The sequence below is a fragment of the Sphingomicrobium astaxanthinifaciens genome (genome assembly GCF_022865105.1).
GTDB lineage: Bacteria > Pseudomonadota > Alphaproteobacteria > Sphingomonadales > Sphingomonadaceae > Sphingomicrobium > Sphingomicrobium astaxanthinifaciens.
Genome location: NZ_JAKNYM010000002.1, coordinates 1,415,124 through 1,440,569, shown reverse-complemented (window position 1 = coordinate 1,440,569; position 25,446 = coordinate 1,415,124). Strand labels below are relative to the sequence as shown.

The window sequence follows — 25,446 nt, the reverse complement described above, 5'->3', positions numbered from 1 at the left end:
GCTTCGTCGCGCGGCACGGCTCGGCTCACCGATAACCGTTCACCCCGGCTATACCGCTCGATTGACCCCGCCCCCCGGCGCGGGCTCATCCTCGGCGCCTAGGGTAAAACTTTTTTCCGGGGATGGACCAATGACGAGGAAAACGATGCTGGTGGCCGCGACTGCGGCGATGTTCGCGATCACGCCGGCGCTGGCGCAGGATGCCGGCGGCGAGGACAGCGACACCGAGACCGAAACCGACACCGAGACCGAGACGGACACCGACACCGAGACTGAGACCGAGACGGATACGGACACCGAGACGGATACGGACACCGAGACGGATACGGACACCGAGACGGATACGGACACCGAGACGGACACGGACACCGAGACGGATACGGACACCGAGACCGACACCGACACCGACACCGAGGCCGGCGAGGACAGCGCGGCGAGCAACGGCCTCGGCGCGAGCGTGCGCGAGCTGGCGCAGGGCGAGCGCGACCCCGAACGCCCGGGTATCGGCCATATGGTGCGCGAGATGGCACGCCCGGCGCATGTCAGCGAGGCGCGCGCCGCCGCCGCCGAAGCGCGCGAGGTCGCCAAGGCCGCCCGCCAGGATGCCCGCGCCGCCCGCGAGGAAGCGCGCGAGGCGCGCAAGAACGCAAGGGACGCGCGCGGCAACGGCCGCGGCGGTCGCTAGGGCACAACCGATGCAGCAGGTCGGCTCGCCTCGGGCCGACCCGCTTGCCCGAAGGGGCGTCGCGCAAGGGAGATGGCGGCGCCCCTTCCTTTTCCAGCAGGACAATCCGACATGCTTCGATCGCTGATGCTGGCCGGGCTCGCGAGCCTGGCCCTGGCCACCCCCGCGCAAGCGCAGCGGGTGACCGTTTCGACCGGCGCCGACTATTCGAGCGGCAGCTATGGCACCGACACCAAGACCAGCGTGCTCGTCGTGCCCTTCGGGGTGCGCGTGGCCAAGGACCGATGGTCGCTCGGCGCCTCGCTGCCCTTCCTGTCTATCGACGGTTCGAACAGCGTCGTCGGCGGCGGCGGCGCGCCGATCGTCGAGGGCGAGGACACGACCAGTTCGCGCCGCTCGGGTGTCGGCGACCTGTCGCTGCGCGCGGGCTATGACCTGATCGACGTCGACGGCGTCGAGCTGTCGATGGGCGGGCGGGTCAAGCTGCCGACCGGCGATGCCGCGCGCAACCTGTCGACCGGCAAGGCCGATCTCTCGCTCGGCGGCGAGCTGGCCTATACGAGCGGCAACGTCACCCCCTTCGTCGAACTGGGCCATCGCTGGCTCGGCGACCCCGCCGACCGCGACCTCGACAACGGCCTCTACGGCACGCTCGGCGCGACGCTGATCCTGTCGGCCGACCTGATCGGCATCGTCAGCTACGACTTCAGCCAGGCGAGCGTGAACACGGTCGCGGACAGCCATTCGCTGTTCGGCGGGCTGGTGACCCGGCTCGATCGCCGGTTCAGCCTGACCGGCTACGGCACGGTCGGGCTGTCGAGCGGCGCGCCCGACTATGGGGTGGGGCTGCTCCTCAGCCTGCGCGCCGCCGACTGATCGCGGCGCGGCGCGGCGGGGATTGAAACCCGCGTCACCCTTCCCATCTTAGCTGTATTGCTGTAACGATACAGTAGATCGGAAAGGAAGGGCGATCATGCACGAGCGAGACGACCACGGCGACCACGGCGACCACGGCGACGGCCACGACCATGGCCACGGTCATGACCATGACGAGGCCCGCGCCCGCGCGAGCGAGCATATGGCGCGCTTCAAGGACCTCGCGATGGCGGCGCGCGACGAGTTCCTCGCCGCCATCGGCGAGATGCGCGACATGAACCGCCATGACTGGCAGTGCCAGGCCGAGGCGATGCGCGCGCGCGCGCAGCGGCAGGGCGACGCGATGCGCGACCGCTTCGCACGGCAGGCCGAGCGCGCCGCGCACCAGGCGAGGAAGGCCGCCGAACGCGCCGAGCGACAGGCCGCCAAGGCAACGCAGCGCGCCGCGCGCGCCGCCGCCGACCCCGACCGCGAGGCGCATCGAGCCGAGGCGATGGCGCAGCGCGCCGCCGAGAAGGCGAAGGCGAAGGTCGAGCGGCTCGAGGCCAAGCTGGCCGCGGCGCGCGAGGCCGCCGCCGCGGCGGCCGCGCGCGCCCAGGGTGCTGCCGACCGCGACGCGCCCGAGGCCGATTGAGCGCGGGGACGGGTCAGCCGCTGGCGAGGCGCGGTCGCGGGCGCGGGTCCGGGGACGCGGGCGCCCGCGTGGCGTCGATCGCGCACCGGTTGCGCCCCCCGTCCTTGGCGCGATAGAGCGCGGTGTCGGCTGCGCGCAGCATCTCGCCGGGGAGCGTGTAGCGGTCGGAGAAATCGGCCAGTCCGATGCTCAGCGTGACCGTGTCGGGGCCGTCGGCAGGCCATTGGCGCTCGGCGGCGGCGCGGCGCAACCGGTCGCAGACCTCGAGCCGCTCGTGCGCCCACACGCCTTCGAAGATGACGATGAACTCCTCGCCGCCGAGCCGCCCGATCTCGCCATGCGCGCCGAGCCGGTCGCGCATCATGGCGGTGATCGTGCGCAGGATCTCGTCGCCGCGTTCGTGCCCGAACCGGTCGTTGATGCGCTTGAAATGATCGAGGTCGATCATCGCGATCGACAGCGCGCCCGCCTCCTCGCGCGCGCGCTGCATGGCCTGGTCGAGCCGGGCGAGGATCTTGCGCCGGGTGGCGAGCCCGGTCAGCGCGTCGGTCTCGGCCAGCTCGAGGTTGCGCTCGGCCTCCTCGCCGAGCCGCGTGAGGAGCACCGCGAGCGGTAGCGTCGAGGCGATCAGGCAGACGAGATAGGCCTGGAAGTAGAGCACCTGGCTGGTGATGCTGGCGAAGGCCGAGCTGACCGGCCCCTCCCCCATCGCCGTATAGAGCGAACCCACCGCGGTGACGATGACGATGCCGAGCGCGGTGCCGCTCACCCCGATCGCGAAGGTGGCAAAGGCCAGCCCCGCCATCGGCAGGAAGAGCAGCGGATAGTCGGTCTGGGCGAAGGCGGCGACCGACAGTCCCGCGACCAGCGCCAGCACCGCGAACGCGCGCGGGCTGGTCAGCCGCCGTCGCCCGCGCCGATCCTGCACGAGGAACATGATCGTCGGGGTGACCGTCGCCATGCCGAGCAGCACGGTGGTCGCCCAGCTCGACAGGAAGGTCGGCGACGGGTTGAGCGAGAGGAGCGCGGCCATCGCGGTGCTGGCGATGGCGCCGACGAGGATCGCCACGAGGAAGCGCAGCAGCGTGGCGGGGGTCAGGAAGGGGGTCGCGCGCCGCGCCCCCATGACCCGCCACACCACCAGCCCCTCGAGGATGTTGGCGACGGTGTAGCCCACCGCCACCAGCCAGCCGACGCCGCCCCACAGGTTGGCGGCGAGGCTGGTGGCCGCGACGCCGGCGACCAGCGGGCCGCGCAGCGTGGGCCCGGTCAGCAGGAGCGCGGCGATATAGACCCCGCTCGCGGGCCAGATCGCGGCGATGCCGTCCTCGCCGCCGGTCACGAACAGCGCCGCCACCGCACAGGCGAAATAGAGAAGGCTAAAGGTCGCGACCTGGGCCAGGGCGCGCGCGCGTGTCGTCATGATTCCCCCACGGGCGCACCGAGCCGCCCTCCCCGCCTTTCCTAGCGCGGCGGCGGCGATTTGTCATGGGGGCGCCCGGCGCGGGCGACGCGAGGGGGCGTCGCCCGCGCGCGGGGCTAGCGCGTCAGCTTCTTGTAGGCGAGGCGCGTCGGGCGGTCGGCGGCATCGCCAAGGCGGCGGCGCTTGTCTTCCTCATAGGCCTCGAAATTGCCCTCGAACCATTCGACATGGCTGTCGCCCTCGAAGGCGAGGATGTGCGTGGCGAGCCGGTCGAGGAAGAAGCGGTCGTGGCTGATCACCACCGCGCAGCCGGCGAAATTCTCGATCGCTTCCTCGAGCGCGCCCAGCGTCTCGACGTCGAGGTCGTTGGTCGGCTCGTCGAGCAGGAGGACGTTGCCCCCCTCCTTGAGCATCTTGGCGATATGGACGCGGTTGCGTTCGCCCCCCGACAGCTTGCCGACGTTCTTCTGCTGGTCCTGCCCCTTGAAGTTGAACGCGCCGACATAGGCGCGGGTCGACATGTCGTGGCCGTTGACCTGCATATAGTCGAGCCCGTCGGAGATTTCCTGCCAGACGTTGTTCGACGGATCGAGGTCGTCGCGGCTCTGGTCGACGTAGCCGAGCCGCACGGTGTCGCCGATCTCGATCGTGCCGCTGTCGGGCTGTTCCTGCCCGGTGATGATCTTGAACAGCGTCGACTTGCCCGCGCCGTTGGGGCCGATCACGCCGACGATGCCGCCGGGCGGGAGGGTGAAGGACAGATCCTCGAACAGGAGCTTGTCACCATAGGCCTTGGAGATGTTGTGGGCCTCGATCACCTTGCCGCCGAGCCGCTCGGGGACCTGGATGACGATCTGCGCCTTGCCCGGCTTGCGGTTGGCCTGTGCGTCCTGCAGTTCCTCGAACTTGCGGATACGCGCCTTCGACTTGGTCTGGCGCGCCTTCGGGCTCTGGCGGATCCACTCGAGTTCGCGCGACAGGCTCTTCTGGCGCCCGCTTTCCTCGCGCGCTTCCTGCTCGAGCCGCTTGGCCTTCTTTTCCAGATAGGTCGAATAATTGCCCTCGTAGGGGAAATACTTGCCGCGATCGAGTTCGAGAATCCAGCCGACGACATTGTCGAGGAAGTAGCGGTCGTGGGTGATCATCAGCACCGCACCCGCATATTCCTTGAGATGGTTCTCGAGCCACTCGACGCTCTCGGCATCGAGGTGGTTGGTCGGTTCGTCCAGCAGCAGGATGTCGGGCTTCTGGATCAGCAGGCGGGTGAGCGCGACGCGGCGCTTCTCGCCCCCCGACAGGTTGGCGACCGAGGCATCGCCGGGCGGGCAGCGCAGCGCTTCCATCGCGATCTCGAGCTGGTTGTCGAGGGTCCAGCCATCGACCGCGTCGATCGCTTCCTGCAGCTCGCCCATCTCGGCCATCAGCGCGTCGAAATCGGCATCGGCGGGCGGATCGCCCATCAGCGTGGTGATCTCGTTGAAGCGGTCGACCTTGTCGGCGATCTCGCGCGCGCCGTCCTTGACGTTTTCGAGCACGGTCTTCGATTCGTCGAGCTGGGGCTCCTGCGGCAGGTAGCCGACGGTGATGTTCTCGCCCGGCCAGGCCTCGCCCTGGAAGTCCTTGTCGATCCCCGCCATGATCTTCATGAGCGTCGACTTGCCCGCGCCGTTGGGGCCGACGATGCCGATCTTGGCGCCCTGGTAGAATTGCAGGTTGATGTTCGAGAGCACCGGCTTCTGGGCACCGGGGAAGGACTTGGTCATGTCCTTCATGACGAAGGCGTACTGGGCGGCCATGGGTCGCGAATCCCTTAGTTAGGTGAGGAAGTTAGCGGGCTACCTAATGACCTCGCCCGCGTTGTGCAAACGGCGTCGCGGGGGCGAGCCGGTCGAGCAGCCAGCCGTACAGGAGGAAGCAGACGCCGAACAGCATCAAAGCGGGCGCGGCGCGCTCGCCCAGCGCCGCCGTGGTCGCGGCGATATGCGCGGGCAGCGTCAGCGCCGCGGCACCGTAAGTGAGGAGCCCGAGCAGCACGCCGCGGCGCGGGCTCTGCCCCCAGAGCAGGCCGAGCAGCAGCAGCAGCAGCCCCCCGCCCACCCCGACGAGCGCGCCATAGGCGATGACCTCGCCGGTGCCGCCCCAGCTGAAGCCGGGGGGCGCGGCGTCGGACAGCGCGAGCAGCCGCATCACCACCCGCCCGCCGACCCCGAGCACGAGCGCGCCGAGCGCGGCGCCGCTCAGCAGCGTGCGCGCGGCGCGGCCCAAGGCGCGCGGCGCCGTCAATCGCGCCCCGTCATCGCTTCGACGCCTTCGAAGCGATAGTCCGCAAACTGTTCGCGCAAGGTCTTTTTCGACAGCTTGCCCGTCGCGGTGTGGGGCAGTTCGTCGACGAATTCGACCGCGTCGGGCAGCCACCATTTGGCGACCTGGTCGCGGATCCCCGCGAGCACCTCCTCGCCCGTCACATGGTGCCCCTCTTCGCGCACGCAGACGAGCAGCGGGCGCTCGTCCCACTTGGGGTGGAAGATGCCGATGCAGGCGGCCTCGGCCACCCCGTCGACCCCGACCGCGGCATTTTCGAGCTCGATCGAGCTGATCCATTCGCCGCCCGACTTGATGACGTCCTTCGAGCGGTCGGTGATCTGCATGGTGCCGTCGGGATGCAAGGCGGCGACGTCGCCGGTCGAGAACCAGCCGTCCGCATCGATCGCGGGCGCGTCTTCCTTGAAGTAGCGCTCGATCACCCAGGCGCCGCGCACCTGCAGGTCGCCGCTCGCCTTGCCGTCGCGGGGCAGCACGTTGCCGGCATCGTCGACGATCCGCATCTCGATGCCGAAGGGCACGCGCCCCTGCCGCGCGGTCCATTCGATCTGCTCTTCATCGGACATGTCCTCCCAGCCGGCGGGCTTGCCCGCGAGGCTGCCGATGGGGCTGAGCTCGGTCATTCCCCAAGCGTGGCCGACCTCGATCCCGTGGCTGCGGAACCATTTGATCATCGCGCGCGGCGCGGCCGAGCCGCCGATGGTCACGGTCTTGAGATTGTCGAGCGTGTCGCCGGTCTTCTCGATATGCGCGATCATGTCGACCCAGATGGTCGGCACGCCCGCCGAATGGGTGACCTTTTCGTCGCGGAACAGGTCGACCATCCGCTTGGCGCTATAGTCGGCGCTGAGCACCAGCTTGCAGCCCACCAGCGGCGCCGCCCACGGCAGTCCCCAGGCGTTGGCGTGGAACATCGGCACGATCGGCAGCGCGCAGTCGCGCTTGCCGAGGTCGAAACAGTCGGGCTGCACTTCGGCGAGCGCGTGGAGGACCATGCCGCGATGCTCGTAGATGACCCCCTTGGGGTTGCCGGTGGTGCCGCTGGTGTAGCACAGCCCGATGGGGTCGCGCTCGTCGGCCTCGACCCACCGGAATTCGTCATCCTCGGCGCCGATCCATTCCTCGAAGCTGGGGTCGCCTTCCCAGCCCGCGGGCGGGTCGTAGACGATATAATGCTCGATCGTCTTCCACGCCGGCTTCATCGCGTCGACCAGCGGCTTCATCATCGCGTCGTAGAGGAGCACGCGGTCCTCGGCATGGTTGCCGATATAGGCGAGCTGTTCGGGAAACAGGCGCGGGTTGATGGTGTGCAAGACCCCGCCCATGCCGATCGCGCCGTACCAGCTGATGAGGTGGCGCTCGTGGTTCATGGCGAGGGTGGCGACGCGGTCGCCCTTCCCCAGCCCCAGCTTCTCGAGCGCGCGTGCCATCTGACGCGCCTTGCGCGCGATCTCGCCCCAGCTGGTCCGGCTGGTCGAGCCGTCGGCCCAGGCCGAGACGACCTCGCGGTCGCCATGTTCGCGCTCGGCATGGTCGACCAGCCGCATCACGTTCAAGGGCCAGTCCTGCTGGGTTCCCAGACGTAGGGTCATCGCGCACCTTTCCTGTTCCTGACAGAAAGCGACGCTAACGGGGAATTTCCGGGGCCGCAACGCCCGTGCGGGCCCCCGCATGGGCGGGGGGCTCGCGGCGGCGCGTGCGCGGCCGCTAGAAGGGCATCTTCATGCCGGGCGGGAGCGGGAAGCCCGAGGTGGCCTTCTTCATCTCCTCGGCGGCGGCGAGGTCGGCCTTGGCCTTGGCGTCGTTGAAGGCGGCGGCGACGAGGTCCTCGACCATCCCCTTCTCCTCGGGCTTCATCAGGCTCTCGTCGATCTCGACCCGGATGATCCGGCCCTTGGCGGAGGCGCGGACCTTGACGAGCCCGCCGCCGGCCTGCCCCTCGACCTCGATCTCGTCGAGCTTGTTCTGGGCGTTGGCGAGGTCTTCCTGCGCCTTCTGGGCCATGGCGAGGATGTCGTTCATATCGGGCATGTCGGGCATTAGCTTGCGTCCTTGATCTCTTCCAATGTGGCGTCGGGGAACGCCGCGGTGACCGCCTTGACCATGGGGTCGGCCATCACCCGTTCGCGGTCGGCCTGTTGGCGCATTACCTCGGCTTCGGCAAGGCTGGGCTGGCCGCCATGCTCCTGTAGCACGATTTCCCAATCTTCGCCCGTCACCTGTTTGGCGGCGGCGGCGAGGTCGCGGGTGAAATCGCTGTCGAGCGGCGCCTTGGGCTGGAGCACGAGCCGCGGGGGCGCATAGGCGACGAGCCCGACCTTGTCGTGCAGCTCGACCCCGAGCCGCGGGCGGGCATCGTCGACAAGGTGATAGAATTGCATGAAGTCACCCGGCAGCGACGGCGCCAGCGGGGCGGGCTCGGGCGCGGCGGGCGGTGCCGCTGCTGCTGCCGCTGCTGGCGCTGCCGGATCGGGTTCCCACGGGGCCGGTTCCGGCGCCGGGTCGGGAGTGGGCTGCGAAGGCGCGGGCGTCGGCGTCTCGGCCATCGGGGCCTGCGCGGCAGGACGGTCGGCGGGCGCGGGCGTCGACGAGGCTGCGGGTGCATTGCCCTGCTGCGGCGCGGGCGGGGCCTTGCCCGCGGCGAGGGCCTCGATCACCGCCCCCGGGTCGGGCTGCCCGGCGGCATGGATCGCGCGCAACAGCGCCATGTCGGCGGCCTCGCGCGGATCGGGCGCGGTCTCGACGTCCTTGAGCCCCTTGAGGAGCAGTTGCCAGAGCATGTGGAGCTGGGGCCAGCCGAGCGTCTCGGCGTCCTTGGCGATCGCCGCCTGCTCCTCGGCCGAGCGCAGCACGTCGTCGCGTCCGCTCGCCTTGCGGCGGCTGATCGCGTGCAGGCTGTCGAGCAGCCCGCGCAGCAGCGCGCCGGGTTCGACCCCGAGTTCATGCGCGCGGTCGAGCCCGTCGAGCAGCGCCCCGGCCTCGCCGTCGAGGAGGAGGTCGAGCAGCCGCCGGATACTGCCGCGATCGGCGAGCCCGAGCATGGCGCGCACCTCGGCGGCGCTCACCGTCTCGCCCCCGTGCGCGATCGCCTGGTCGAGCAGCGAGAGCCCGTCGCGCACCGAGCCCTCGGCGGCGCGCGCGATGATCGCCAGCGCGTCGGGTTCGACCGCGATCCCCTCTTTCTCGGCGATGGCGGCGAAATGCGCGGCCAGCCGATCGGCGGGGATGCGCCGCAGGTCGAACCGCTGGCAACGCGACAGCACGGTGACGGGCACCTTGTCGACCTCGGTGGTGGCGAACAGGAACTTGACGTGGGGCGGCGGCTCTTCGAGCGTCTTGAGGATCGCGTTGAAGGCGCTCTTTGAGAGCATGTGCACTTCGTCGATGATGTAGATCTTGTAGCGCGCCGAGACCGAGGCGTAGCGCACCGCCTCGATGATCTCGCGCATGTCGTCGACCCCGGTATGGCTCGCCGCGTCCATCTCGACGACGTCGATATGGCGCCCCTCGGCGATGGCGCGGCACGGCTCGCACTGCCCGCACGGGCTGATGGTCGGCCCGCCCTGCCCGTCGGCGCCGATGCAGTTGAGCGACTTGGCCATCAGCCGCGCGGTCGAGGTCTTGCCCACCCCGCGCACCCCGGTCATCAGGAAGGCATGGGCGATGCGGTCGCTCTCGATCGCGTTGGCGAGCGTGCGCACCATCGCGTCTTGCCCGATCAGTTCCTCGAAGGTCTGCGGGCGATATTTGCGCGCCAGCACGCGATAGGCCTCGGCGCTGGCCGGGGATCGCGGCTGTTCGGGTTCGTCGAGCCCGAGGCCCGGGCCGAGGTCTGCGGGCGGATCGTCGGGCGATTCGTGGTCGGTCATGCACCGGAGCCTAGGCAGGTTGCGGGGCAAAGGCGAGCGGGGTTGCAGCCCTCGCACGACGACAGCGCGATCGACGCGCGCGGGCGCGCCGCGGCGAGGCGTGCAAGAACGCTGCGCGACAGAGCGACGCGGCAATGGTCACGAGGCGGAGGAAGGGGTGGAAGCCGACGACCCGACCGAAACCGCTGTGGCTGCTCCCTTCCGGGCCTGACCAGGTTCACGGGCAAGTCGTCCGCCGACTTCCAAGGGCGCATATGGCGAGGAAGTCGCCATGGTGCAAGGGGCTAGTCGCCGATCATGCCGGCGAAATCCGTGCCGATCGCGGCCATCATCGCCTCGGCCTCGGGTGACGGCACCGTCGGGCGCTGGACGAGGACGGCGGTTCCTACCGGCTCCAATCCTTCGCCGCGCCGGGCAGGCGCACCGTCAGCGTCCCCGTGGCGGGCACCTCGACCTGGCAGGCGAGCCGCGAGGTGGCGCGGACATGGGGGGCGAAGTCGAGCAGGTCGTCCTCCTCCTCGCTCGCGGGCGGGAGACGGTCGAAATCCTCCTTGGCGAGGATGACATGGCAGGTCGAGCAGGCCATCGCCCCCTCGCAGGTCCCCTCGAGCGGCTGCCCGTTGGCTTGCGCGACATCAAGCAACCGCGCGCCGGGCGCGGCCTCGACCTCGCGCTCGAGCCGGCCGTCGGGGCGCAGGAAGCGGACCAGCGTCATTGCGCCTTGGCCGCCGCGTCGAGACGGGCGAGCGCCTCGTGCAGTTCGTCGGCGGTGGTGTAGCGCCCGAAGCCGATGCGGATCGAGCTGCGCGCGGCGCGGTCGCCGATCCCGAGCGCGCGCAGGACGTGGCTCGGCCGCCCCGACCCGCTGGCGCAGGCCGAGCCGAGCGAGAGCGCGAGCCCGCGCAGGTCGGCCAGCAGCCGCGCCGCATCGAGCCCGTCGCGGCGCACATTGAGATTGCCGTGGTAGCGCTGCTCGGCGCTGCCGTTGAGGGTCCAGTCGGCGAGCTGCGCGCGCGCCGCGCGCCACAGCGTCTCGACATGCCGGTGGTCGGCGCGCGCGCGCTCGTCCAGCAGCCGCGCCGCGGCGCCGAAGCCGACGCACAGCGCGGGGCTCAGCGTGCCCGAGCGCAGCCCCAGTTCCTGGCCGCCGCCGTGGATCAGCGGCGCGGGCTCCACCCCCTCGGCCATCCACAGCGCGCCGATCCCCTTGGGACCGTGCACCTTGTGCGCCGAGACGGCGATCATGTCGGGGCCCTCGGGAATGGCGACCCGCCCGAGCCCCTGCACCGCGTCGCACAGCATGCGCGCGCCCGCGGCATGCGCGATCGCCGCGATCTCGGCGACGGGCTGGATCACCCCGATCTCGTTGTTGACCAGCATCGCCGCGACGAGCGCGGTGCGCGGCCCGACCGCGGCGCGCACCGCGTCGAGATCGACCAGCCCCTCGGCGTCGACGGGGAGGACGGTGACGCGGTGCGTTCTGCCGAGCCATTCGACGGTGTCGAGAACGGCGGCATGTTCGGTGGCGATGGTGACGACCTCGTCGCGCCCGCCGTGCCCGATCGATCCCTTGATCGCCCAGTTGAGCGCCTCGGTCGCCGAACCGGTGAAGGCGAGCTGCCCTGCCTCGCGCCCCAGCGCCCGCATCACTTGCCCGCGCGCGACCTCGATCGCGGCGGCCGCCTCGCGCCCCGCGGTATAGGGCGCGTGCGGGTTGGCGAACTTGTAGCCCAGCCACGGCGCCATCGCCGCCACGACCTCGGGCGCGAGCGGGGTCGTCGCCTGATAGTCGAGATAGATCATGCCGCGCGCGAGCGCGCGAGGACGTTGTCGAGCCGCTCGAGCAAGGCGTCGACGTCGGCGTCGCTCGTCTCGGGGCCGAAGCTGATCCGCAGGAAGCTTTTGCGGATCGGCTCGGGCAGTCCCATCTCGCCGATCACCCGGCTGCCCTTCATCGCTCCCGAGGAGCAGGCCGAGCCCGCCGAGACGGCGACGCCGGCAAGGTCGAGCTGGACCAGCAGGCTCGGCGCCTCGGCGCCGGGGAAGGCATAGCCGCCGATCGTCGCGGTGCGCGGCGCGGCCTTGGCGATCACCACCCCGCCGCGCGCCTCGATCGCGGCGTCGAGCTGCTCGCGCAGCACCTTGAGCCGGGGATAGGCTTGGGCGTAACGCGCCGCCTCGAGCGCGGCGGCGAACCCGGCGGCGGCGGGCACGTTCTGCGTGCCGCGGCGATAGCCCTTCTCCTGCCCGCCCACGGGGGCGAGCGTGGCAAGGTCCTTCACCAGCAGCGCGCCCACTCCCACCGGCCCGCCCAGCTTGTGCGCCGACAGCGCGATCATGTCGGCGTCGGGCAGGTCGATCTTGCCCCCGCCCTGCGCCGCGTCGACGAGCAGCAGCGAGCCCGCCGCGCGCACCTGCTCGGCGATCGGGACGATGTCCTGGATCACGCCGGTCTCGTTGTTGACCAGCTGGATCGCGACCAGCGCCGGCCCCTGCGCCAGCGCCTCGGCAAGCGCGGTCCGGTCGATCGCGCCATGCTCGTCGACCGGCAGCTTGATGCTGTCCGGCCCCATCGAGGCGGGCACGATGTCATGTTCGGTGGCGCCGTGGATGCGGCCGGGCAGCTTGCAGCGCGCGGCGGCCAGCGCGATCGCCTCCGAGGCCCCCGCGGTGAACAGGAGGTCGTGGGGCCAGTCGAGGCAGCGGTTGACGGTGCGCCGCGCCTGTTCGAGCAGGGCGTTGCACGCGCGCGCCTCGGCGTAGGGACTGTTGGGATTGGCCCAGCAGTCGAAAGCCGCGACCATGGCGTCGCGCGCCTCGGGATGCAGCGGCGTGGCCGCCGCGTGATCGAAATAGAGTCGGTCCGCGTTCACCCTAGCAAATCTCCCATTCCCACCGATTGCACCTTGCCTCGCTTTGCCTATATAGGAGCGAGCCACGCACGGAAGCCCTTCCGTGCAACTTTATATCATAGTGTGAAGAGCTCCGATGCCCGAAGTCATTTTCCCCGGCCCCGAAGGGCGTCTCGAAGGTCGTTTCACCCCGGCGCCGCGGCCACGCGCGCCAGCGGCGGTGATCCTCCACGCCCACCCGCAGGCCGGGGGGACGATGAACAACCGCATGGTGCAGCTCCTGCACAAGGATTTCGTGCGCCGCGGCTTTGCCACGCTGCGCTTCAACTTCCGCGGCGTCGGGCGCAGCCAGGGCACCTTCGACAATGGCATCGGCGAACTGTCGGACGCCGCCGCCGCGTTGGACTGGATGCAGCAGATCCACCCCGAGGCCGAGGTGACGTGGGTCGCGGGGGTGAGCTTCGGGGCGTGGATCGGGATGCAGCTGCTGATGCGCCGCCCCGAGGTGCGCGGCTTCCTGTCGATCTCGCCGCCCGCCAACATGTATGATTTCAGCTTCCTCGCCCCCTGCCCCGCCTCGGGGCTGATCGTGCAGGGGCTGGCCGACGAGGTGGTGACCCCGAGCGCGGTGCAGAAGCTGGTCGACAAGCTGCGCACCCAGAAGCACATCACCATCGAGCACAAGGAAATCCCCGGCGCGAACCATTTCTTCGAAAATGAGATGGACGAGCTGTTCAAGGTCATCGACGACTATCTCGATTTCCGCCTCGACCCCGATTGCCCGATCCGGTGAGCGGGTTCGCCATCCGCCGCCTCGGCGATGGCGACCTTGACGCGCTGCGGGCGATGAACGCCTGCTTCGATGCCGCCTTCGGCGAGGACAGCGACTATCGGCAGGCGCCGCCGGGCGATGCCTATCTGCGCGCCCGCCTCGCCGACCGCTCGATCCTGCTGCTCGTCGCCGAGACGCCCGCCGCCGAGGTGGTCGGCGCGCTCACCGCCTATGTGCTCGACAAGTGCGAGCAGGAGCGCGCGGAAATCTTCATCTACGACCTCGCGGTCGCAGCGCGCTGGCGGCGGCGCGGGATCGCCACCGCGTTGATCGAGCGGACCCGCGCGATCGCGCGCGCGCTCGGGGCGTGGACGGTCTTCCTCGGCGCCGACCGCGGCGACACCGCGCCGATCGCGCTCTATTCCAAGCTGGGACGCCGGCAGGACGTCCACCATTTCGACATCGCGCCCTAGAGCGTCCAGATCAGCACATTGGCGACGAGGATCAGCGCCATCGCGATCATCAGCCAGCCGCGCTGGCGCGCCAGCCGGTCGGGCTTGCGCGACTGCATCGCGCCGACCAGCCCGAGCAGGAAGGCAGCGAGCATCGCGATGGCGAGCGCGGCGCTGGCGATTGGCGGCATTGCGCGGTTTCCTTCATTCATTCTTTACCAGTCCCCGCCTAGAGCGGGGGCATGGCCACGACTAGCCCCGAACAACGGCTCGAGGAAGCCTTCGAACGGATCGAGGAAACGATCCTTCCGTGCATCTCCATGATGCTCGATACGCTGCTCGACGCGTCCGCCGGTCTCGAGGAGGCCGATCCCAAGGTGCTCGTCGCCGAATTGCAGATCCTTGCCGCCGAGCTCGAGGAGCTGATCCAGGCGGTCGAGCGCTCGAGCCCGGCGCGCATGGACCCGGGCCCCTATCGCGCCTCGGGCGCGGCCTAGCGCGCCACCAGCTCGGCGTGCAGCGCCGGGTCGATATTGCCCCCGCTGACGATCGCCACATCGCCCTCGCGCGCGGTGACGACCCCGCTTAATAGCGCCGCGAGCGCGACCGAGCCGCCCGGCTCGACCACTTCGCCGCTTTCCTTCCATGCCCAGCGCACCGCCGCGCGCACCGCGTCCTCGTCCACCTGGACGGCGCTCGCCCCGGCCTGGCGCAGGATGTCGACCGTCAGCTGCGCCGGGCGGAAGGTCTGGATCGCGTCGCAGAGCGTCGGCGGCGCGTCGGGCGCCACCGCTTCGGGATGGCCGCTCTCGAGACTGCGCGCCATGTCGTCCCAGCCCGCGGGTTCGACGATGACGATCTCGGCCTCGGGGCAGGCCAGCGCGATTCCCCCCGCCAGCCCGCCGCCGCCGCAGCAGACGATGATCCGACGGACGGGCCGCCGGGCCTGCTCGAGCAGCTCGAGCCCGACCGTGCCCTGCCCGGCGACGATGAAGGGATCATCGAAGCTCGGCACCAGCGTCGCGCCGCGCTCGGCGGCGAGCCTTGCCGCGATCTCTTCGCGGCTCTCGCTCAAGCGATCGTAGGGGATGACCTCGGCGCCTTCGGCCAAGGTCGCTTCCAGTTTCACGCGCGGCGCGTCGGCGGGCATGACGATGGTCGCGGGCATGCCGAGCCGGCGGGCGGCGATGGCGACCCCGCGCGCATGGTTGCCGCTCGAGAAGGCGACGACGCCGCGCTGCCGTTCTTCGGGCGAGAGCGCGAGCAAGCGGTTGGAGGCGCCGCGCAGCTTGAACGCCCCGCCCTCCTGCCGATTTTCCCATTTGATGCCGATCTCGACCCCGCCGATCGCGGCATAGGAAAGCGGGGTACGGCGAATCGCGCCCGAAATGCGCCGGGCCGCGGCCTCGACCGCCTTGAGATCGGGAACGTTCATCGCCAGCTAAGCCTTTCAATCCTAAAGGAAGTCCCAACGTCGAACACGCCGCCAACGGCGGCGATCAATTCGTCTCTTTACATTCCCGTCCCGACGGACCTATAGCGCCGTCCGCTGCCCCATGGGACTTCCGCAAGGCAGCAAGTGTTGAACAGGCTGAAGAAGCCGGACATTTCGGAGGTCCCGTGAATTGCACGACCATCATTCTGCGCTGGGGCTAGTCAAGGCCCGCAAGCCCATCCTGCCGGTTACCTTGGTGCGTCCGCACGCCGCCTTCCGCGCGGCGCGCTTCTTCGTCGAGAAATTCCCCGGCAAGAGCCTCTATGCCGTCAAGGCCAATCCCGACCCCGAGCTCCTCAAGGTGCTGTGGGAGGCGGGGATCACCCATTATGACGTCGCCTCGATGGGCGAGGTCCGGCTCGTCTCGCAGACGCTGCCGGACGCCACCTTGTGCTTCATGCACCCGGTCAAGGCGGTCGAGGCGATCGAGGAGGCCTATTTCTGCCACGGGGTGAAGACCTTCAGCCTCGACAGCCTCGCCGAGCTCGAGAAGATCCGCCGCGCCACCCGCGGGGCGACCGATCTCAACCTCTTGGTGCGGCTGCGCGTGTCGTCGGACCATTCCAAGCTCAGCCTCGCGACCAAGTTCGGGGCCGAGCCCGAGGAACTGCCGCAGCTGCTGATGGCCGCGCGCCAGATGGCCGATGCGCTCGGCATCTGTTTCCACGTCGGCAGCCAGGCGATGAGCCCGGCCGCTTATGGCGAGGCGATGGAGCGCGTGCGGCAGGCCATCGTCGACAGCTCGGTCACGCTCGACATCGTCGATGTCGGGGGCGGCTTCCCCTCGGCCTATCCCGACATGGAGCCCCCTGCCCTCGATGCCTTCTTCCAGATGATCCACGAGAAGTTCGAGGATCTGCCGATCAGCTATTCGGCCGAGCTGTGGGCCGAGCCGGGGCGCGCGCTGTGCGCCGAATATTCCTCGGTGCTCGCGCGGGTCGAGCAGCGCCGCGGCAACACGCTCTACATCAACGAGGGCGCCTATGGCGCGCTGTTCGATGCCGCGCATATCGGGTGGCGCTATCCCACCCGGCTGATCCGCGAAGAGGAAAGCGAGGCCCCGCTGGCGCCCTTCCGCTTCTTCGGGCCGACCTGCGACGACATGGACAAGATGGAAGGCCCCTTCCACCTGCCCGACGACATCGGCCCCGGCGACTATATCGAGATCGGCATGCTCGGCGCCTATGGCTGCGCGATGCGCACCGGGTTCAACGGCTTCGGGATCGAGGACAAGGTCCGCGTCTCGGACGAGCCGATGCTCACCCTTTATGGCCAGCGTTCGGAACAGGACGAGGCCTCGAACGTGGTACGCCTGTAGGGCGCGTTCGACCGTCAGTTTGAAATCCTAGGAGATAGTCATGAGCGAGGACCTCGCCACCCATCCGGCTGAAGAGCAGATCGATCGCCAGCGCAAGGCCGAGCTGTTGCAGAGCCCGGTCGAGCATATCGACATCACCTCGTTCGACGCGCGCCCGATCGTCGAGGCGATGGGCAAGATGAGCTTCACCAGCCGCGACCTCGCCCGCGCCACGCGCATCTACAACCAGATGCTCGAGGACAAGGATTGCGCGGTCATCCTCGTCGTCGCCGGGTCGACCTCGGCGGGCGGGTGCATGGACCTCTATGCCGAGCTGGTGCGCAACAACATGGTCGATGCGATCGTCGCCACCGGCGCGACCGTCGTCGACATGGATTTCTTCGAAGGGCTCGGCCACAAGCATTATCAGGCGCTCGAAATCCCCGACGACAAGGTGCTGCGCTCGCTCTACATCGACCGCATCTACGACACCTATATCGACGAGGAAGCGCTCCAGGACACCGATCACACGATCGCCAAGATCGCCGACAGCCTCGAGCCCGGAGCCTATTCGAGCCGCGCCTTCATCCGCGAAATGGGCAAGTATCTCGTCGAGCATGGCAAGAAGGACAACAGCCTCGTCAAGCTCGCCTACGAGCATGACGTGCCGATCTTCTGCCCCGCCTTCGTCGATAGTTCGGCGGGCTTCGGGCTGGTCAAGCACCAGGTCGACCGCATGAAGGCGGGCGAGGACTATATGGTGCTCGACGCCATTGCCGACTTCCGCGAACTGACCGACATCAAGATCAAGGCGGGCACCACTGGGCTGCTGATGATCGGCGGCGGGGTGCCCAAGAATTTCGCGCAGGACACCGTGGTGTGCGCCGAGATCCTCGGTCACGACGATGTCGAGATGCACAAATATGCGATCCAGATCACCGTCGCCGACGTGCGCGACGGCGCCTGCTCCTCCTCCACGCTCCAGGAAGCGTGCAGCTGGGGCAAGGTCGACACGGCGCTCGAACAGATGGTCTATGCCGAGGCGACCTCGGTGCTGCCGCTGCTCGCCAGCGACGCCTATCATCGCGGCCACTGGAAGACCCGCGCCAAGCGCGCCTTCGCCAAGATGTTCGACTAGGTTCACAAGCGTAACATTCTCGTTCACAAGGACCCCTCGCGATACCATCGTGGGGGGTTCTTTCATGTCGCTTGCCGTCCCGCTGCTACAGCCGTTGGCCGCCTTGCTCCTGTGGAGCGGGGTAATCATGCTGTGGATGTATTTCACCCGCTTCCCGGCGATGCGGGCGAAGGGGATCGATATCCGCAACCGGCGCGGCTCGCGCGGCGGCGACCTCGACGGGGTGCTGCCTCCCGAGGTCCAGTGGAAGGCGCATAATTACAACCACCTGATGGAGCAGCCGACCCTCTATTATGCGGTGGTGCTGGCGCTCGTCCTGGCCGGAGAGACCGGGTGGTTTGCCTGCACATTGGCCTGGGCCTATGTCGGCGCGCGGGTGCTGCACAGCCTCGAGCAGGTGACCCGCAACCGGATCGCGGTGCGGTTCCCGCTGTTCGCGCTCGGCTCGATCTGCCTGCTCGGATTGATCGTCAAGCTGGTGCTGGCGTTGTTCCTGCCCACCGCCATCTAAGGGAGGCCAAGATGCACTTCAGTCCCATTCTCGGTCCGGTCGTCACGCTGGTGGCCTGGACGCTGCTGATGCTGTTCTGGGCGGTCGCCAAGGCGCTCGCCGGAGCCAAGGCGAGCAGCGAGGCGGCGCACTTGCCCCGGACGGGGACGCGGCTGCGCGACCTCGAGCCGGTAAGCCCGCGCGAGGCCGCCTGGGCACGGCACAATTACGAGCATCTCCACGAGCAGCCGACGCTCTTCTACGCGATCGCGCTCGCGCTCGCGCTGATGGGGATGGGAGACGGTCTCAACCTCTGGCTCGCCTGGGGCTATGTCGGGCTGCGCATCGTCCACAGCCTGATCCAGGCCACCGCCAATATCTCGCGGCTGCGAACCGCTTTCTTCCTCCTGTCGACCCTCTGCCTGATCGCGCTGACCGTGCATGCCGGAGCAGAGCTCCTGCACCACCTCTAGCGCGAAAAGGCGGCGACCAGCTCGACGTGGGTCGACCAGCGGAACTGGCCGACCGGACGCACCCAGTCCAACCGGTATCCGCCCTCGAGCAGGATCGCGGCATCGCGCGCGAAGGTGCCGGGGTTGCAGCTGACATAAGCGATACGCGCGACCTTGGCGCCGGCCAGCTGACGGCATTGGGCTTCGGCGCCCGAGCGGGGCGGATCGAGGACGACCGCGTCGATCCCTTCCAGCTCGGACCCGTCGTAGGGGCGCCGATAGAGGTCGCGGTGGACCGCCTCGACCGAGCGTCCGGCGCGGCGCGCGGCCTGCATCAGCGACAGGATCGCCTCGCGGCCCGCCTCGGCGGCGACGACCGGGCGGTCGAGCGACAGCGCGAAGGTGCCGAGCCCGGCAAACAGGTCGAGGACCGGGCCCTGGCTGTCCGCGACCGCGTCCTTGACGCCCGCCACCAGCGCCGCCTCGCCGTCGAGGGTCGCCTGGAGGAAGCCGCCCTGCGGGAAGGGTACGGGCACCCCGCCCAAGGTGACCGTGACGGGCTGCGGTTCGTAGCGCGCTTCGGCGCCATAGCCCTCGTCGACCGACAGCCGGGCGAGACCCTGTCTTTCGGCAAAGGCGGGCAGTGCTTCGGCCGCCTCCAGTCCCTCGGCCTCGATCCCGCCGAGCAGGAGGTCGACACCCTGGTTGGTCAGCGTCATCTGCACGCGGCCGCTGCGTCGCTGCGGGAGGAGGTCGTCGAGCAGGTCGCGCAGCGGCGCGAGCAGCGCGAACAGCTCGGGCGCGAGGACATGGCATTCGCGCATGTCGACGATCTGGTGCGATTTCTCGCGGGTGAAGCCGAGCAGCCGCTTCTTGCCCAGCCGCAGCGCCTTGAGGTCGGCGCGGCGGCGCGAGCGTGGCGGCGAGATATGGGGCGCGCGAAGCTCGGTCTCGATGCCCTTCTGGGCAAGCGCGCCGGCGATGCGGTCGCGGCAATAGTCCGCGAAGGCGGCATCGGTCAGATGCTGCAGCTGGCAGCCCCCGCATTGCGGAAAATGGCGGCAGGGCGGCTCTTGGTAGCCGGCGCCGCGCGCAATGATCTCTCCCTGCTCGACCGTATCGCCCGGCGCGGCGAGCGCGACGTAGCTCCCGGCGTCGGTGACGCCGTCGCCGCGCCCGGCGATCCTGACGACGGTCTCGCTCACAGCACGCCCGGGATCGCGGCGACGAGGTCGTCGGCGAGGAAGGGCGCGGGGCAAGCCTCGGCGGCGCGGCCGTGGAGCCAGACCCCCGCGCAGGCGGCCTCGAAGCGATCCATCCCGCGCGCGCGCAGCGCGGCGATGATGCCGGCCAGCACGTCCCCTGCCCCCGCGGTCGCCAGCGCCGGCGGTGCGGGCGGGGCGAAGCCGAGCCGCCCGTCGGGGCTGGCGACCAGCGTGTCGGGGCCCTTGTAGACGACGACGCATTCGGTCGCGGCGCCGGCCTGCAGCGCGCGGTCGGCCTTCGACCCTTCAAGGTCGCCGAACAGCTGGACGAACTCGCCCTCGTGCGGCGTGAGGATCGCGTCATGGCCGCGGAGCCGCTCGGGCTCGCCGACGTGCCCGAGCGCGTCGGCATCGAGCACCAGCGGGTGGGTCTTGGTCAGCGCGACGGTGAGGAGCGGCGGGATGTCGCCCATGCCGGGACCCACGAGCAGGCAGCCGATGCGCGGGTCGTCGAGCGCGCTCGCCTCCTCGGTCTGGACGATACTCGAGGGCAGGTTGTCGATCATCCGGCTGGTCGAGACGCGGACATAGCCCGCGCCCGCGCGCGCGGCGGCATGCGCGCTCAGCGCGATCGCGCCGGGCATCGCGCCCGACAGGCAATGCACCATCCCGCGGTCGAACTTGTGCCCGTCGGGGTCGAGCGCGGGCAGCTCGGGCGCGGCGATCTCGAACCAGTCGCTCGCGGGCGCAAGCCCGATCGCCGCGCTGGCGACGCGGCCGCAGGCATGGATCGCGGGGGCGAGCCGATGCGCGGGCTTGAGCGCGCCGAGCGCGAGGGTGAGATCGTAGCTGCCGAGATCGGTGAGCACCCGGCCGCTATCGGCCTCAACCCCGCTCGGCAGGTCGCAGGCGACGCTGCGCCGCGCCGCCGCGAGCAGGCGCCGCGCGGGCACCGCGATCGCCTCCGCGAGCGGGCGCGAGAGCCCGGTCCCGAACAGGCAGTCGATGACGAGGTCGGCGGGCGCGGTGTCGTCGTCGAGCGCGCCGACCTCGCCGGTCCAGTCGGCGCGGGCGGCCTTGGCGGCATCGGTGCCGGGCGCGCCGATCGCGGCGACGCGGACGCTGGCGCCGGCCTGCGCGAGATGGCGCGCGGCGACATAGCCGTCGCCGCCATTGTTGCCCGCGCCGCACAGGACCAGCGTGTCGCGCGGGCCGAACATGCGCAGGCTGGCGGTGGCAAGCGCGGTGCCGGCGCGCTCCATCAGTTCGCGCTCGCTGGTGCCTGCGGCGATCGCCTCCTGTTCGAGGCGGCGCAGTTCGGCGGCGGGAAGGATCGGGCGTGTCATGCTGCGCCCCCTAGCGCAGATAGGTCGCCAGATGCCACCATTTGTCGGGGCAAGCGGCGGCGGCCGCGTCGCGCGCTGGTTCGCTGTCGAACAGCGCGAAACAGCTGGCGCCGCTTCCCGACATGCGGGCAAGCTCGCAGCCGGGTTGCCGGCCGAGCCACTCGAGGATGCTGCCGATCGCGGGCACGAGTGTTGTCGCGGGAGCTTCGAGATCGTTGCGCCCGGCGCGCCAGTCAGTGCCCAGCCCGCCGCGATCCTCGCCGTCCCACGCCGCGAACACCGCCGGGGTCGACAGCGCCTCGAGCGGGTTGACGAGGAGGACCGGCCGCCCGCTCAGCTGGGGCGTCGGGACGGGGGTGAGCTTGTCGCCGACCCCCTCCCCGCGCGCGCTCATCGACAGGAGGCAGGCGGGCACGTCGGCGCCGAGCCGGGGGGCGATGTCCTGCGCGATCGCGGGATCGAGGCGCCAAAGGGCGGTCAGCAGCCGCAGCGCGGCGGCGGCATCGGCCGAGCCGCCGCCCAGCCCGCTCGCGACCGGGAGCCGCTTGTCGAGCGTGAGCCGGACGAGCGCCGGGGGCGCGGCGGGCTTGAGCGCGGCCCACGCGCGGGTGACCAGATTGTCCTCGCGCCCGAGCCCCGCGCCAAACGGCCCGGTGATCGCCAGTTCGAGCCGATGCGCGGACGCGGGTTCGCTGGTGCCGGTGAGCCGGTCGCCCTCGGTGCAGAAGGCGAACAGCGTCTCGAGCTCGTGATAGCCGTCGGCGCGGCGACGGCGGACGTGCAGCGCGAGGTTGAGCTTGGCGGGCGCGGGTTCGCGCAGCGGGACCGGCTCAGGGCGCGGCGTTGGCAGGCTGGAGCCCATAAGCGATCTTGTCCTCGAGCCGGTCGCGCGCCGCCGCGTCGGGGGCGTAGAAGCGCGCCGCTTCCCACGCGAAACGCGCCTCGATGCGCCGTCCCGCGGTGTAGAGCGCATCGCCGAAATGTTCGTGGATCTCGGGGTCGGCGGGAGCCTGCGTCGCCGCGCGTTCGAGCGCGTCGAGCGCACCCTCGATATCGCCCAGCTTGTAGAGCGCCCAGCCGAGGCTGTCGGTGATCGCCGCGCTGTCGGGGCTGAGCCGCGAGGCCTTGCGGATATAGGCGCTGGCGAGCGCAAGATCGCCGCCCTCCTCGAGCATCGAATAGCCGAGGTAGTTGAGGAGGATGGGTTGGTCGGGCGCCAGCGCGAGCGCCTGGCCGAGCAGCGCCTCGGCGGCGTCCCAGTCGCCCGCCTCGTGGCGCGCGACCGCCTCGAGGAAGAGCAGCGGCCAGTCGCCCCCGCCGAGCTGGCCGCGTTCGGCGGCATAGGCGTCGGCCGCCTCGGCATGGCGGTCGAGCGCGGCGAGCGCATCGCCGATCCGGGCCCAGCCGCCGGGGCGCGCGGGCGTGCGACGCTGCGCCGCGCGGGCGAGGTCGAGCGCTTCTTGCGCGCGTTCGTTGCGGATGAGCAGCTGGAGGATGCTGTCCTCGGCCTGCAGCGCGAGCGGCGAGGCGGGGGGCACGCTGCGGTAGAGCGTTAGCGCGCGCTCGACCCGGCCGTCGCGTTCGAGCATCGCGCCGGCGATGATCGCCGCGCCCGCGTTGGCCGGATCGGCGAAGCGCGCGACCTGCGCAAGGCCCAGCGGCAGCGCGGTGTCGCGCCCCTCGGTGAGGTCGACCGCGATCGACAGCAACAGTTCGGCCAGCCCCTCGGCGGGGGTGCGGATCGCCATCCCCAGCGGTTCGCCCGCGGCCAGCCGCGCGCGCGCCTCGGCGAGGATCACGTCCTCGCCGGCGAGCAGCACCGTGGCCAGGTCGGGGCGTCCGAGTTCGGTCAGCCGTTCGGCAAAGGCGAGCCGGAGCCGCGCCTCGCGCGGGCCGGCGCGCGAGAGCGCCGCGTCGATATGTTCGACCGCGCCGTCGACGCTGCCGCTGGCGAGGTGGAGCAGCGCGGCCTGCTCGTCCTTCTGGCGGCTGAGCGGGCGCTGGCTGGCCATGCCGGTGACGAGCGCGGGGCCGCGCGGCGGGGTGCCCGGGCGCGCGGTCGCGGTCTCGATCCAGCCGCGCACGAAGGGGGCGAGGAACTCGATGTTCACCCGCGCCTCGCCGTCCTCGAGCATGGCGAGCGCCTCGCGGTAGCGCTGCGTCTTGAGCGCCTCGGCGAGCAGCAGCAGCCGGACGTCGAGATTGAGCGAGCGCGGCTGCGAGGACTGGGCGGCGACCGACAGGGCGAGGTCGAACCGCCCCGCCGCGATCGCCTCGCTCGCGGCGCGCGCCTCGATCTCGGCGGCGACCGGCCCGGCCGAGATCAGCCGCTCGTAGAGCGTGGCCGCGGTATCGGCGTCGCCGAGCAGGTCGGCGGTGCGCGCCTGCACGAACAGTTCGCGCTGGGTCTCGGGGGTGGAAGCGTGCGCCGGGGCCGCCAGCACGAGGGCGGCGACGAGCAGCGCCGGGCCGGGGTTACATGTTCGGATAATTGGGGCCTCCCCCGCCTTCGGGTACCACCCAGTTGATGTTCTGGGTCATGTCCTTGATGTCGCAGGTCTTGCAGTGGACGCAGTTCTGGGCGTTGATCTGCAGCCTGGGGTCGCCCTCTTCCTCGCCGACGATCTCGTAGACGCCCGCGGGGCAGTAGCGCGTCTCGGGGCTGCCGTAGATCGCATAGTTGACCGCGATCGGGATGCTGTCGTCCTTGAGCGTGAGGTGGATCGGCTGGTCCTCCTCATGGTTGGTGTTCGACAGGTAGACCGAGGACAGGCGGTCGAAGGTGAGCACCCCGTCGGGCTTGGGATAGGCGATCGGGCGCGCCGCCGAGAGCGGCTGCATCTGCTTGTGGTCGGCATGATGCTTGAGCGTGAAGGGCGAGCCGATCTTCCACTGGTTGAGCCACATGTCGATCCCGGCGAGCAGGGTGCCGAGCTTGCCGCCGAACCGGGCGACGAAGGGCTGCGCGTTGCGCACCTTCTTGAGTTCCTTGCCGATCCAGCTCGCGCGGACCTCGGGCTCATAGCCCTCGAGCACGTCGTGCGCGCGGTCGGCCGCGAGCGCGTCGGCGACATGGGCGGCGGCGATCATGCCCGACTTCATCGCGGTATGCGTGCCCTTGATCCGGGGCACGTTGACGAAGCCCGCCGAGCAGCCGACCAGCGCGCCGCCGGGGAAGGCGAGCTGCGGGATCGCCTGCCAGCCGCCCTCGTTGATCGCGCGCGCGCCGTAGGAGACGCGGGTGCCGCCCTCGATCTCGGCGCGGATGTCGGGGTGCGTCTTCCAGCGCTGCATTTCCTCGAACGGCGAGAGATAGGGATTGTCATAGTCGAGCGCGACGACGAACCCGAGCGCGACCTGACCGTTGTCCTGGTGGTAGAGGAAGCCCCCGCCCCACGCCTCGTCGAGCGGCCAGCCCTGCGTGTGGATGACCTTGCCGGGCACGTGCTTGTCGGCGGGGATGTCCCACAATTCCTTGATGCCGATGCCATAGACCTGCGGGCCGCTGTCCTTGCGCAGGTCGAACAGGTGGGTGAGTTCCTTGGTCAGGTGGCCGCGCGCGCCCTCGGCGAAGAGCGTGTACTTGGCGTGCAGCTCCATCCCGGGCTGATAGTCGGGGCGATGCTCGCCGCCGCGTCCCACCCCCATGTCGCCCGTCGCCACCCCGCGCACCGCGCCCGCCTCGTCGAACAAGAGTTCGGCGGCGGCGAAGCCGGGGAAGATCTCGACCTCCATCTCCTCGGCGATCCCCGCGAGCCAGCGGGTGAGGTTGCCGAGGCTGCCCGTATAGGTGCCCTTGTTGTGCATGAAGGAGGGGGTGAAGAGATGCGGGATCTCGAGCTTGCCGGTGTCGGTCAGGATCCAGTGATGGTTCTCGCTCACCTCGACCTTGAGCGGGCAGTCGTCGCGCGTCCGCCAGTCGGGGATCAGCTCGTCGAGCGCCTTGGGGTCGATCACCGCGCCCGAGAGGATATGCGCGCCGACCTCGGAGCCCTTCTCGAGCACGACGACGCTGATCTCGCGCCCGCTTTCGGCCGCCAGCTGCTTGAGCCGGATCGCCGCCGCGAGGCCCGCCGGGCCCGCCCCGACGACGACGACATCATATTCCATCGACTCACGTTCGCTCATCACCCATCCC

At 70.2% G+C, this 25,446-nt stretch carries 26 protein-coding genes and 1 other RNA gene; 10 read left to right on the top strand and 17 right to left on the bottom strand.

The features are described 5' to 3' along the window. The first annotated feature begins 130 nt into the window (after nucleotides 1-130). The 3 genes from L8951_RS11250 to L8951_RS11240 all read left to right on the top strand — a co-directional run bounded on the left by L8951_RS11250 (nucleotide 131) and on the right by L8951_RS11240 (nucleotide 2,195). On the top strand, nucleotides 131-685 hold the full coding sequence (locus L8951_RS11250; protein WP_244383144.1) for a hypothetical protein: 555 nt from the start codon (nucleotides 131-133) through the stop codon (nucleotides 683-685). Between the two features lie 111 nt (nucleotides 686-796). Further along, the gene (locus L8951_RS11245) at nucleotides 797-1,561 is read left to right on the top strand and encodes a transporter (protein ID WP_244383143.1); all 765 of its coding nucleotides are present in this window, start codon (nucleotides 797-799) and stop codon (nucleotides 1,559-1,561) included. Between the two features lie 97 nt (nucleotides 1,562-1,658). Continuing rightward, nucleotides 1,659-2,195, top strand: coding sequence for a hypothetical protein (locus tag L8951_RS11240; RefSeq protein ID WP_244383142.1), 537 nt, complete (start codon nucleotides 1,659-1,661; stop codon nucleotides 2,193-2,195). Between the two features lie 13 nt (nucleotides 2,196-2,208). On the opposite strand, the gene L8951_RS11235 is transcribed toward L8951_RS11240, so the two are convergent. The 10 genes from L8951_RS11235 to L8951_RS11190 all read right to left on the bottom strand — a co-directional run bounded on the left by L8951_RS11235 (nucleotide 2,209) and on the right by L8951_RS11190 (nucleotide 12,682). After that, a complete protein-coding gene (locus L8951_RS11235) occupies nucleotides 2,209-3,618 on the bottom strand; it encodes a GGDEF domain-containing protein (protein ID WP_244383141.1) in 1,410 nt (469 codons plus the stop codon). A gap of 116 nt (nucleotides 3,619-3,734) precedes the next feature. Continuing rightward, nucleotides 3,735-5,414, bottom strand: a complete 1,680-nt coding sequence (ettA, locus tag L8951_RS11230; RefSeq protein WP_244383140.1) for an energy-dependent translational throttle protein EttA — start codon at nucleotides 5,412-5,414, stop codon at nucleotides 3,735-3,737. Between the two features lie 43 nt (nucleotides 5,415-5,457). Then, a complete protein-coding gene (locus L8951_RS11225) occupies nucleotides 5,458-5,901 on the bottom strand; it encodes a hypothetical protein (RefSeq protein WP_244383139.1) in 444 nt (147 codons plus the stop codon). After that, entirely contained in the window at nucleotides 5,898-7,532 is a 1,635-nt protein-coding gene (locus L8951_RS11220; RefSeq protein WP_244383138.1) for a long-chain fatty acid--CoA ligase, read from the bottom strand. Before L8951_RS11220 ends, L8951_RS11225 begins: the two co-directional genes overlap by 4 nt. 115 nt (nucleotides 7,533-7,647) lie before the next feature. After that, entirely contained in the window at nucleotides 7,648-7,971 is a 324-nt protein-coding gene (locus L8951_RS11215; protein ID WP_244383247.1) for a YbaB/EbfC family nucleoid-associated protein, read from the bottom strand. 8 nt (nucleotides 7,972-7,979) lie between these two features. Continuing rightward, on the bottom strand, nucleotides 7,980-9,809 hold the full coding sequence (locus tag L8951_RS11210; RefSeq protein WP_244383137.1) for a DNA polymerase III subunit gamma/tau: 1,830 nt from the start codon (nucleotides 9,807-9,809) through the stop codon (nucleotides 7,980-7,982). 153 nt (nucleotides 9,810-9,962) lie between these two features. Continuing rightward, an RNA gene (gene ffs / locus L8951_RS11205) (signal recognition particle sRNA small type) lies at nucleotides 9,963-10,056 on the bottom strand. A gap of 138 nt (nucleotides 10,057-10,194) precedes the next feature. Next, nucleotides 10,195-10,524 carry a 2Fe-2S iron-sulfur cluster-binding protein gene (locus tag L8951_RS11200; RefSeq protein ID WP_244383136.1) on the bottom strand — a complete coding sequence of 110 codons (330 nt, stop codon included), beginning with the start codon at nucleotides 10,522-10,524 and terminating at the stop codon, nucleotides 10,195-10,197. Then, the gene (locus L8951_RS11195) at nucleotides 10,521-11,612 is read right to left on the bottom strand and encodes a cysteine desulfurase family protein (protein WP_244383135.1); all 1,092 of its coding nucleotides are present in this window, start codon (nucleotides 11,610-11,612) and stop codon (nucleotides 10,521-10,523) included. Before L8951_RS11195 ends, L8951_RS11200 begins: the two co-directional genes overlap by 4 nt. Beyond that, nucleotides 11,609-12,682: a cysteine desulfurase family protein gene (locus L8951_RS11190; RefSeq protein ID WP_244383134.1), complete on the bottom strand. Its 1,074-nt coding sequence runs from the start codon at nucleotides 12,680-12,682 to the stop codon at nucleotides 11,609-11,611. The genes L8951_RS11195 and L8951_RS11190 overlap by 4 nt, the downstream gene beginning before the upstream one ends. Nucleotides 12,683-12,797: 115 nt before the next feature. Between L8951_RS11190 and L8951_RS11185 the strand changes: the two genes are divergently transcribed. Both L8951_RS11185 and L8951_RS11180 read left to right on the top strand, forming a co-directional pair. Then, a complete protein-coding gene (locus L8951_RS11185; RefSeq protein WP_244383133.1) occupies nucleotides 12,798-13,454 on the top strand; it encodes an alpha/beta hydrolase in 657 nt (218 codons plus the stop codon). Beyond that, nucleotides 13,451-13,906 (top strand): GNAT family N-acetyltransferase, encoded by a 456-nt coding sequence (locus L8951_RS11180; protein ID WP_322597145.1) that lies wholly within the window; start codon nucleotides 13,451-13,453, stop codon nucleotides 13,904-13,906. The genes L8951_RS11185 and L8951_RS11180 overlap by 4 nt, the downstream gene beginning before the upstream one ends. Here the strand turns inward: L8951_RS11180 and L8951_RS11175 are convergent. Next, on the bottom strand, nucleotides 13,903-14,076 hold the full coding sequence (locus L8951_RS11175; RefSeq protein WP_244383132.1) for a hypothetical protein: 174 nt from the start codon (nucleotides 14,074-14,076) through the stop codon (nucleotides 13,903-13,905). The two genes, L8951_RS11180 and L8951_RS11175, sit on opposite strands and share 4 nt — an antisense overlap. A 51-nt stretch (nucleotides 14,077-14,127) precedes the next feature. Here L8951_RS11175 and L8951_RS11170 point away from each other — a divergent pair, with 51 nt between their 5' ends. Further along, nucleotides 14,128-14,382: a hypothetical protein gene (locus L8951_RS11170; protein WP_244383131.1), complete on the top strand. Its 255-nt coding sequence runs from the start codon at nucleotides 14,128-14,130 to the stop codon at nucleotides 14,380-14,382. Here L8951_RS11170 and L8951_RS11165 read toward each other — a convergent pair. After that, nucleotides 14,379-15,320: a threonine ammonia-lyase gene (locus L8951_RS11165; RefSeq protein WP_244383130.1), complete on the bottom strand. Its 942-nt coding sequence runs from the start codon at nucleotides 15,318-15,320 to the stop codon at nucleotides 14,379-14,381. The genes L8951_RS11170 and L8951_RS11165 overlap by 4 nt on opposite strands. Before the next feature lie 190 nt (nucleotides 15,321-15,510). On the opposite strand from L8951_RS11165, the gene L8951_RS11160 reads away from it, so the two are divergent. The 4 genes from L8951_RS11160 (at nucleotide 15,511) to L8951_RS11145 (ending at nucleotide 18,778) form a co-directional block, all read left to right on the top strand. Continuing rightward, complete coding sequence (locus L8951_RS11160; protein WP_244383129.1) at nucleotides 15,511-16,698, top strand: type III PLP-dependent enzyme; 1,188 nt, start codon at nucleotides 15,511-15,513, stop codon at nucleotides 16,696-16,698. 40 nt (nucleotides 16,699-16,738) lie between these two features. Then, nucleotides 16,739-17,815: a 1,9-bis(guanidino)-5-aza-nonane synthase gene (locus L8951_RS11155; protein ID WP_244383128.1), complete on the top strand. Its 1,077-nt coding sequence runs from the start codon at nucleotides 16,739-16,741 to the stop codon at nucleotides 17,813-17,815. Between the two features lie 64 nt (nucleotides 17,816-17,879). Next, nucleotides 17,880-18,326, top strand: coding sequence for an MAPEG family protein (locus L8951_RS11150; RefSeq protein WP_244383127.1), 447 nt, complete (start codon nucleotides 17,880-17,882; stop codon nucleotides 18,324-18,326). Between the two features lie 11 nt (nucleotides 18,327-18,337). Then, nucleotides 18,338-18,778 (top strand): MAPEG family protein, encoded by a 441-nt coding sequence (locus tag L8951_RS11145; protein WP_244383126.1) that lies wholly within the window; start codon nucleotides 18,338-18,340, stop codon nucleotides 18,776-18,778. On the opposite strand, the gene L8951_RS11140 is transcribed toward L8951_RS11145, so the two are convergent. The 5 genes from L8951_RS11140 to L8951_RS11120 are packed head-to-tail and all read right to left on the bottom strand — an operon-like array spanning nucleotide 18,775 to nucleotide 25,436. Continuing rightward, the gene (locus L8951_RS11140; RefSeq protein WP_244383125.1) at nucleotides 18,775-19,962 is read right to left on the bottom strand and encodes a class I SAM-dependent RNA methyltransferase; all 1,188 of its coding nucleotides are present in this window, start codon (nucleotides 19,960-19,962) and stop codon (nucleotides 18,775-18,777) included. The two genes, L8951_RS11145 and L8951_RS11140, sit on opposite strands and share 4 nt — an antisense overlap. Further along, nucleotides 19,959-21,308 carry an NAD(P)H-hydrate dehydratase gene (locus tag L8951_RS11135; RefSeq protein WP_244383124.1) on the bottom strand — a complete coding sequence of 450 codons (1,350 nt, stop codon included), beginning with the start codon at nucleotides 21,306-21,308 and terminating at the stop codon, nucleotides 19,959-19,961. The genes L8951_RS11140 and L8951_RS11135 overlap by 4 nt, the downstream gene beginning before the upstream one ends. A 10-nt stretch (nucleotides 21,309-21,318) precedes the next feature. Then, nucleotides 21,319-22,170 carry a 4-(cytidine 5'-diphospho)-2-C-methyl-D-erythritol kinase gene (locus L8951_RS11130; RefSeq protein ID WP_244383123.1) on the bottom strand — a complete coding sequence of 284 codons (852 nt, stop codon included), beginning with the start codon at nucleotides 22,168-22,170 and terminating at the stop codon, nucleotides 21,319-21,321. Continuing rightward, nucleotides 22,139-23,752 carry a tetratricopeptide repeat protein gene (locus L8951_RS11125; protein WP_244383122.1) on the bottom strand — a complete coding sequence of 538 codons (1,614 nt, stop codon included), beginning with the start codon at nucleotides 23,750-23,752 and terminating at the stop codon, nucleotides 22,139-22,141. The genes L8951_RS11130 and L8951_RS11125 overlap by 32 nt, the downstream gene beginning before the upstream one ends. A 31-nt stretch (nucleotides 23,753-23,783) precedes the next feature. After that, nucleotides 23,784-25,436: an electron transfer flavoprotein-ubiquinone oxidoreductase gene (locus tag L8951_RS11120; RefSeq protein WP_244383121.1), complete on the bottom strand. Its 1,653-nt coding sequence runs from the start codon at nucleotides 25,434-25,436 to the stop codon at nucleotides 23,784-23,786. Nucleotides 25,437-25,446: the final 10 nt, after the last annotated feature.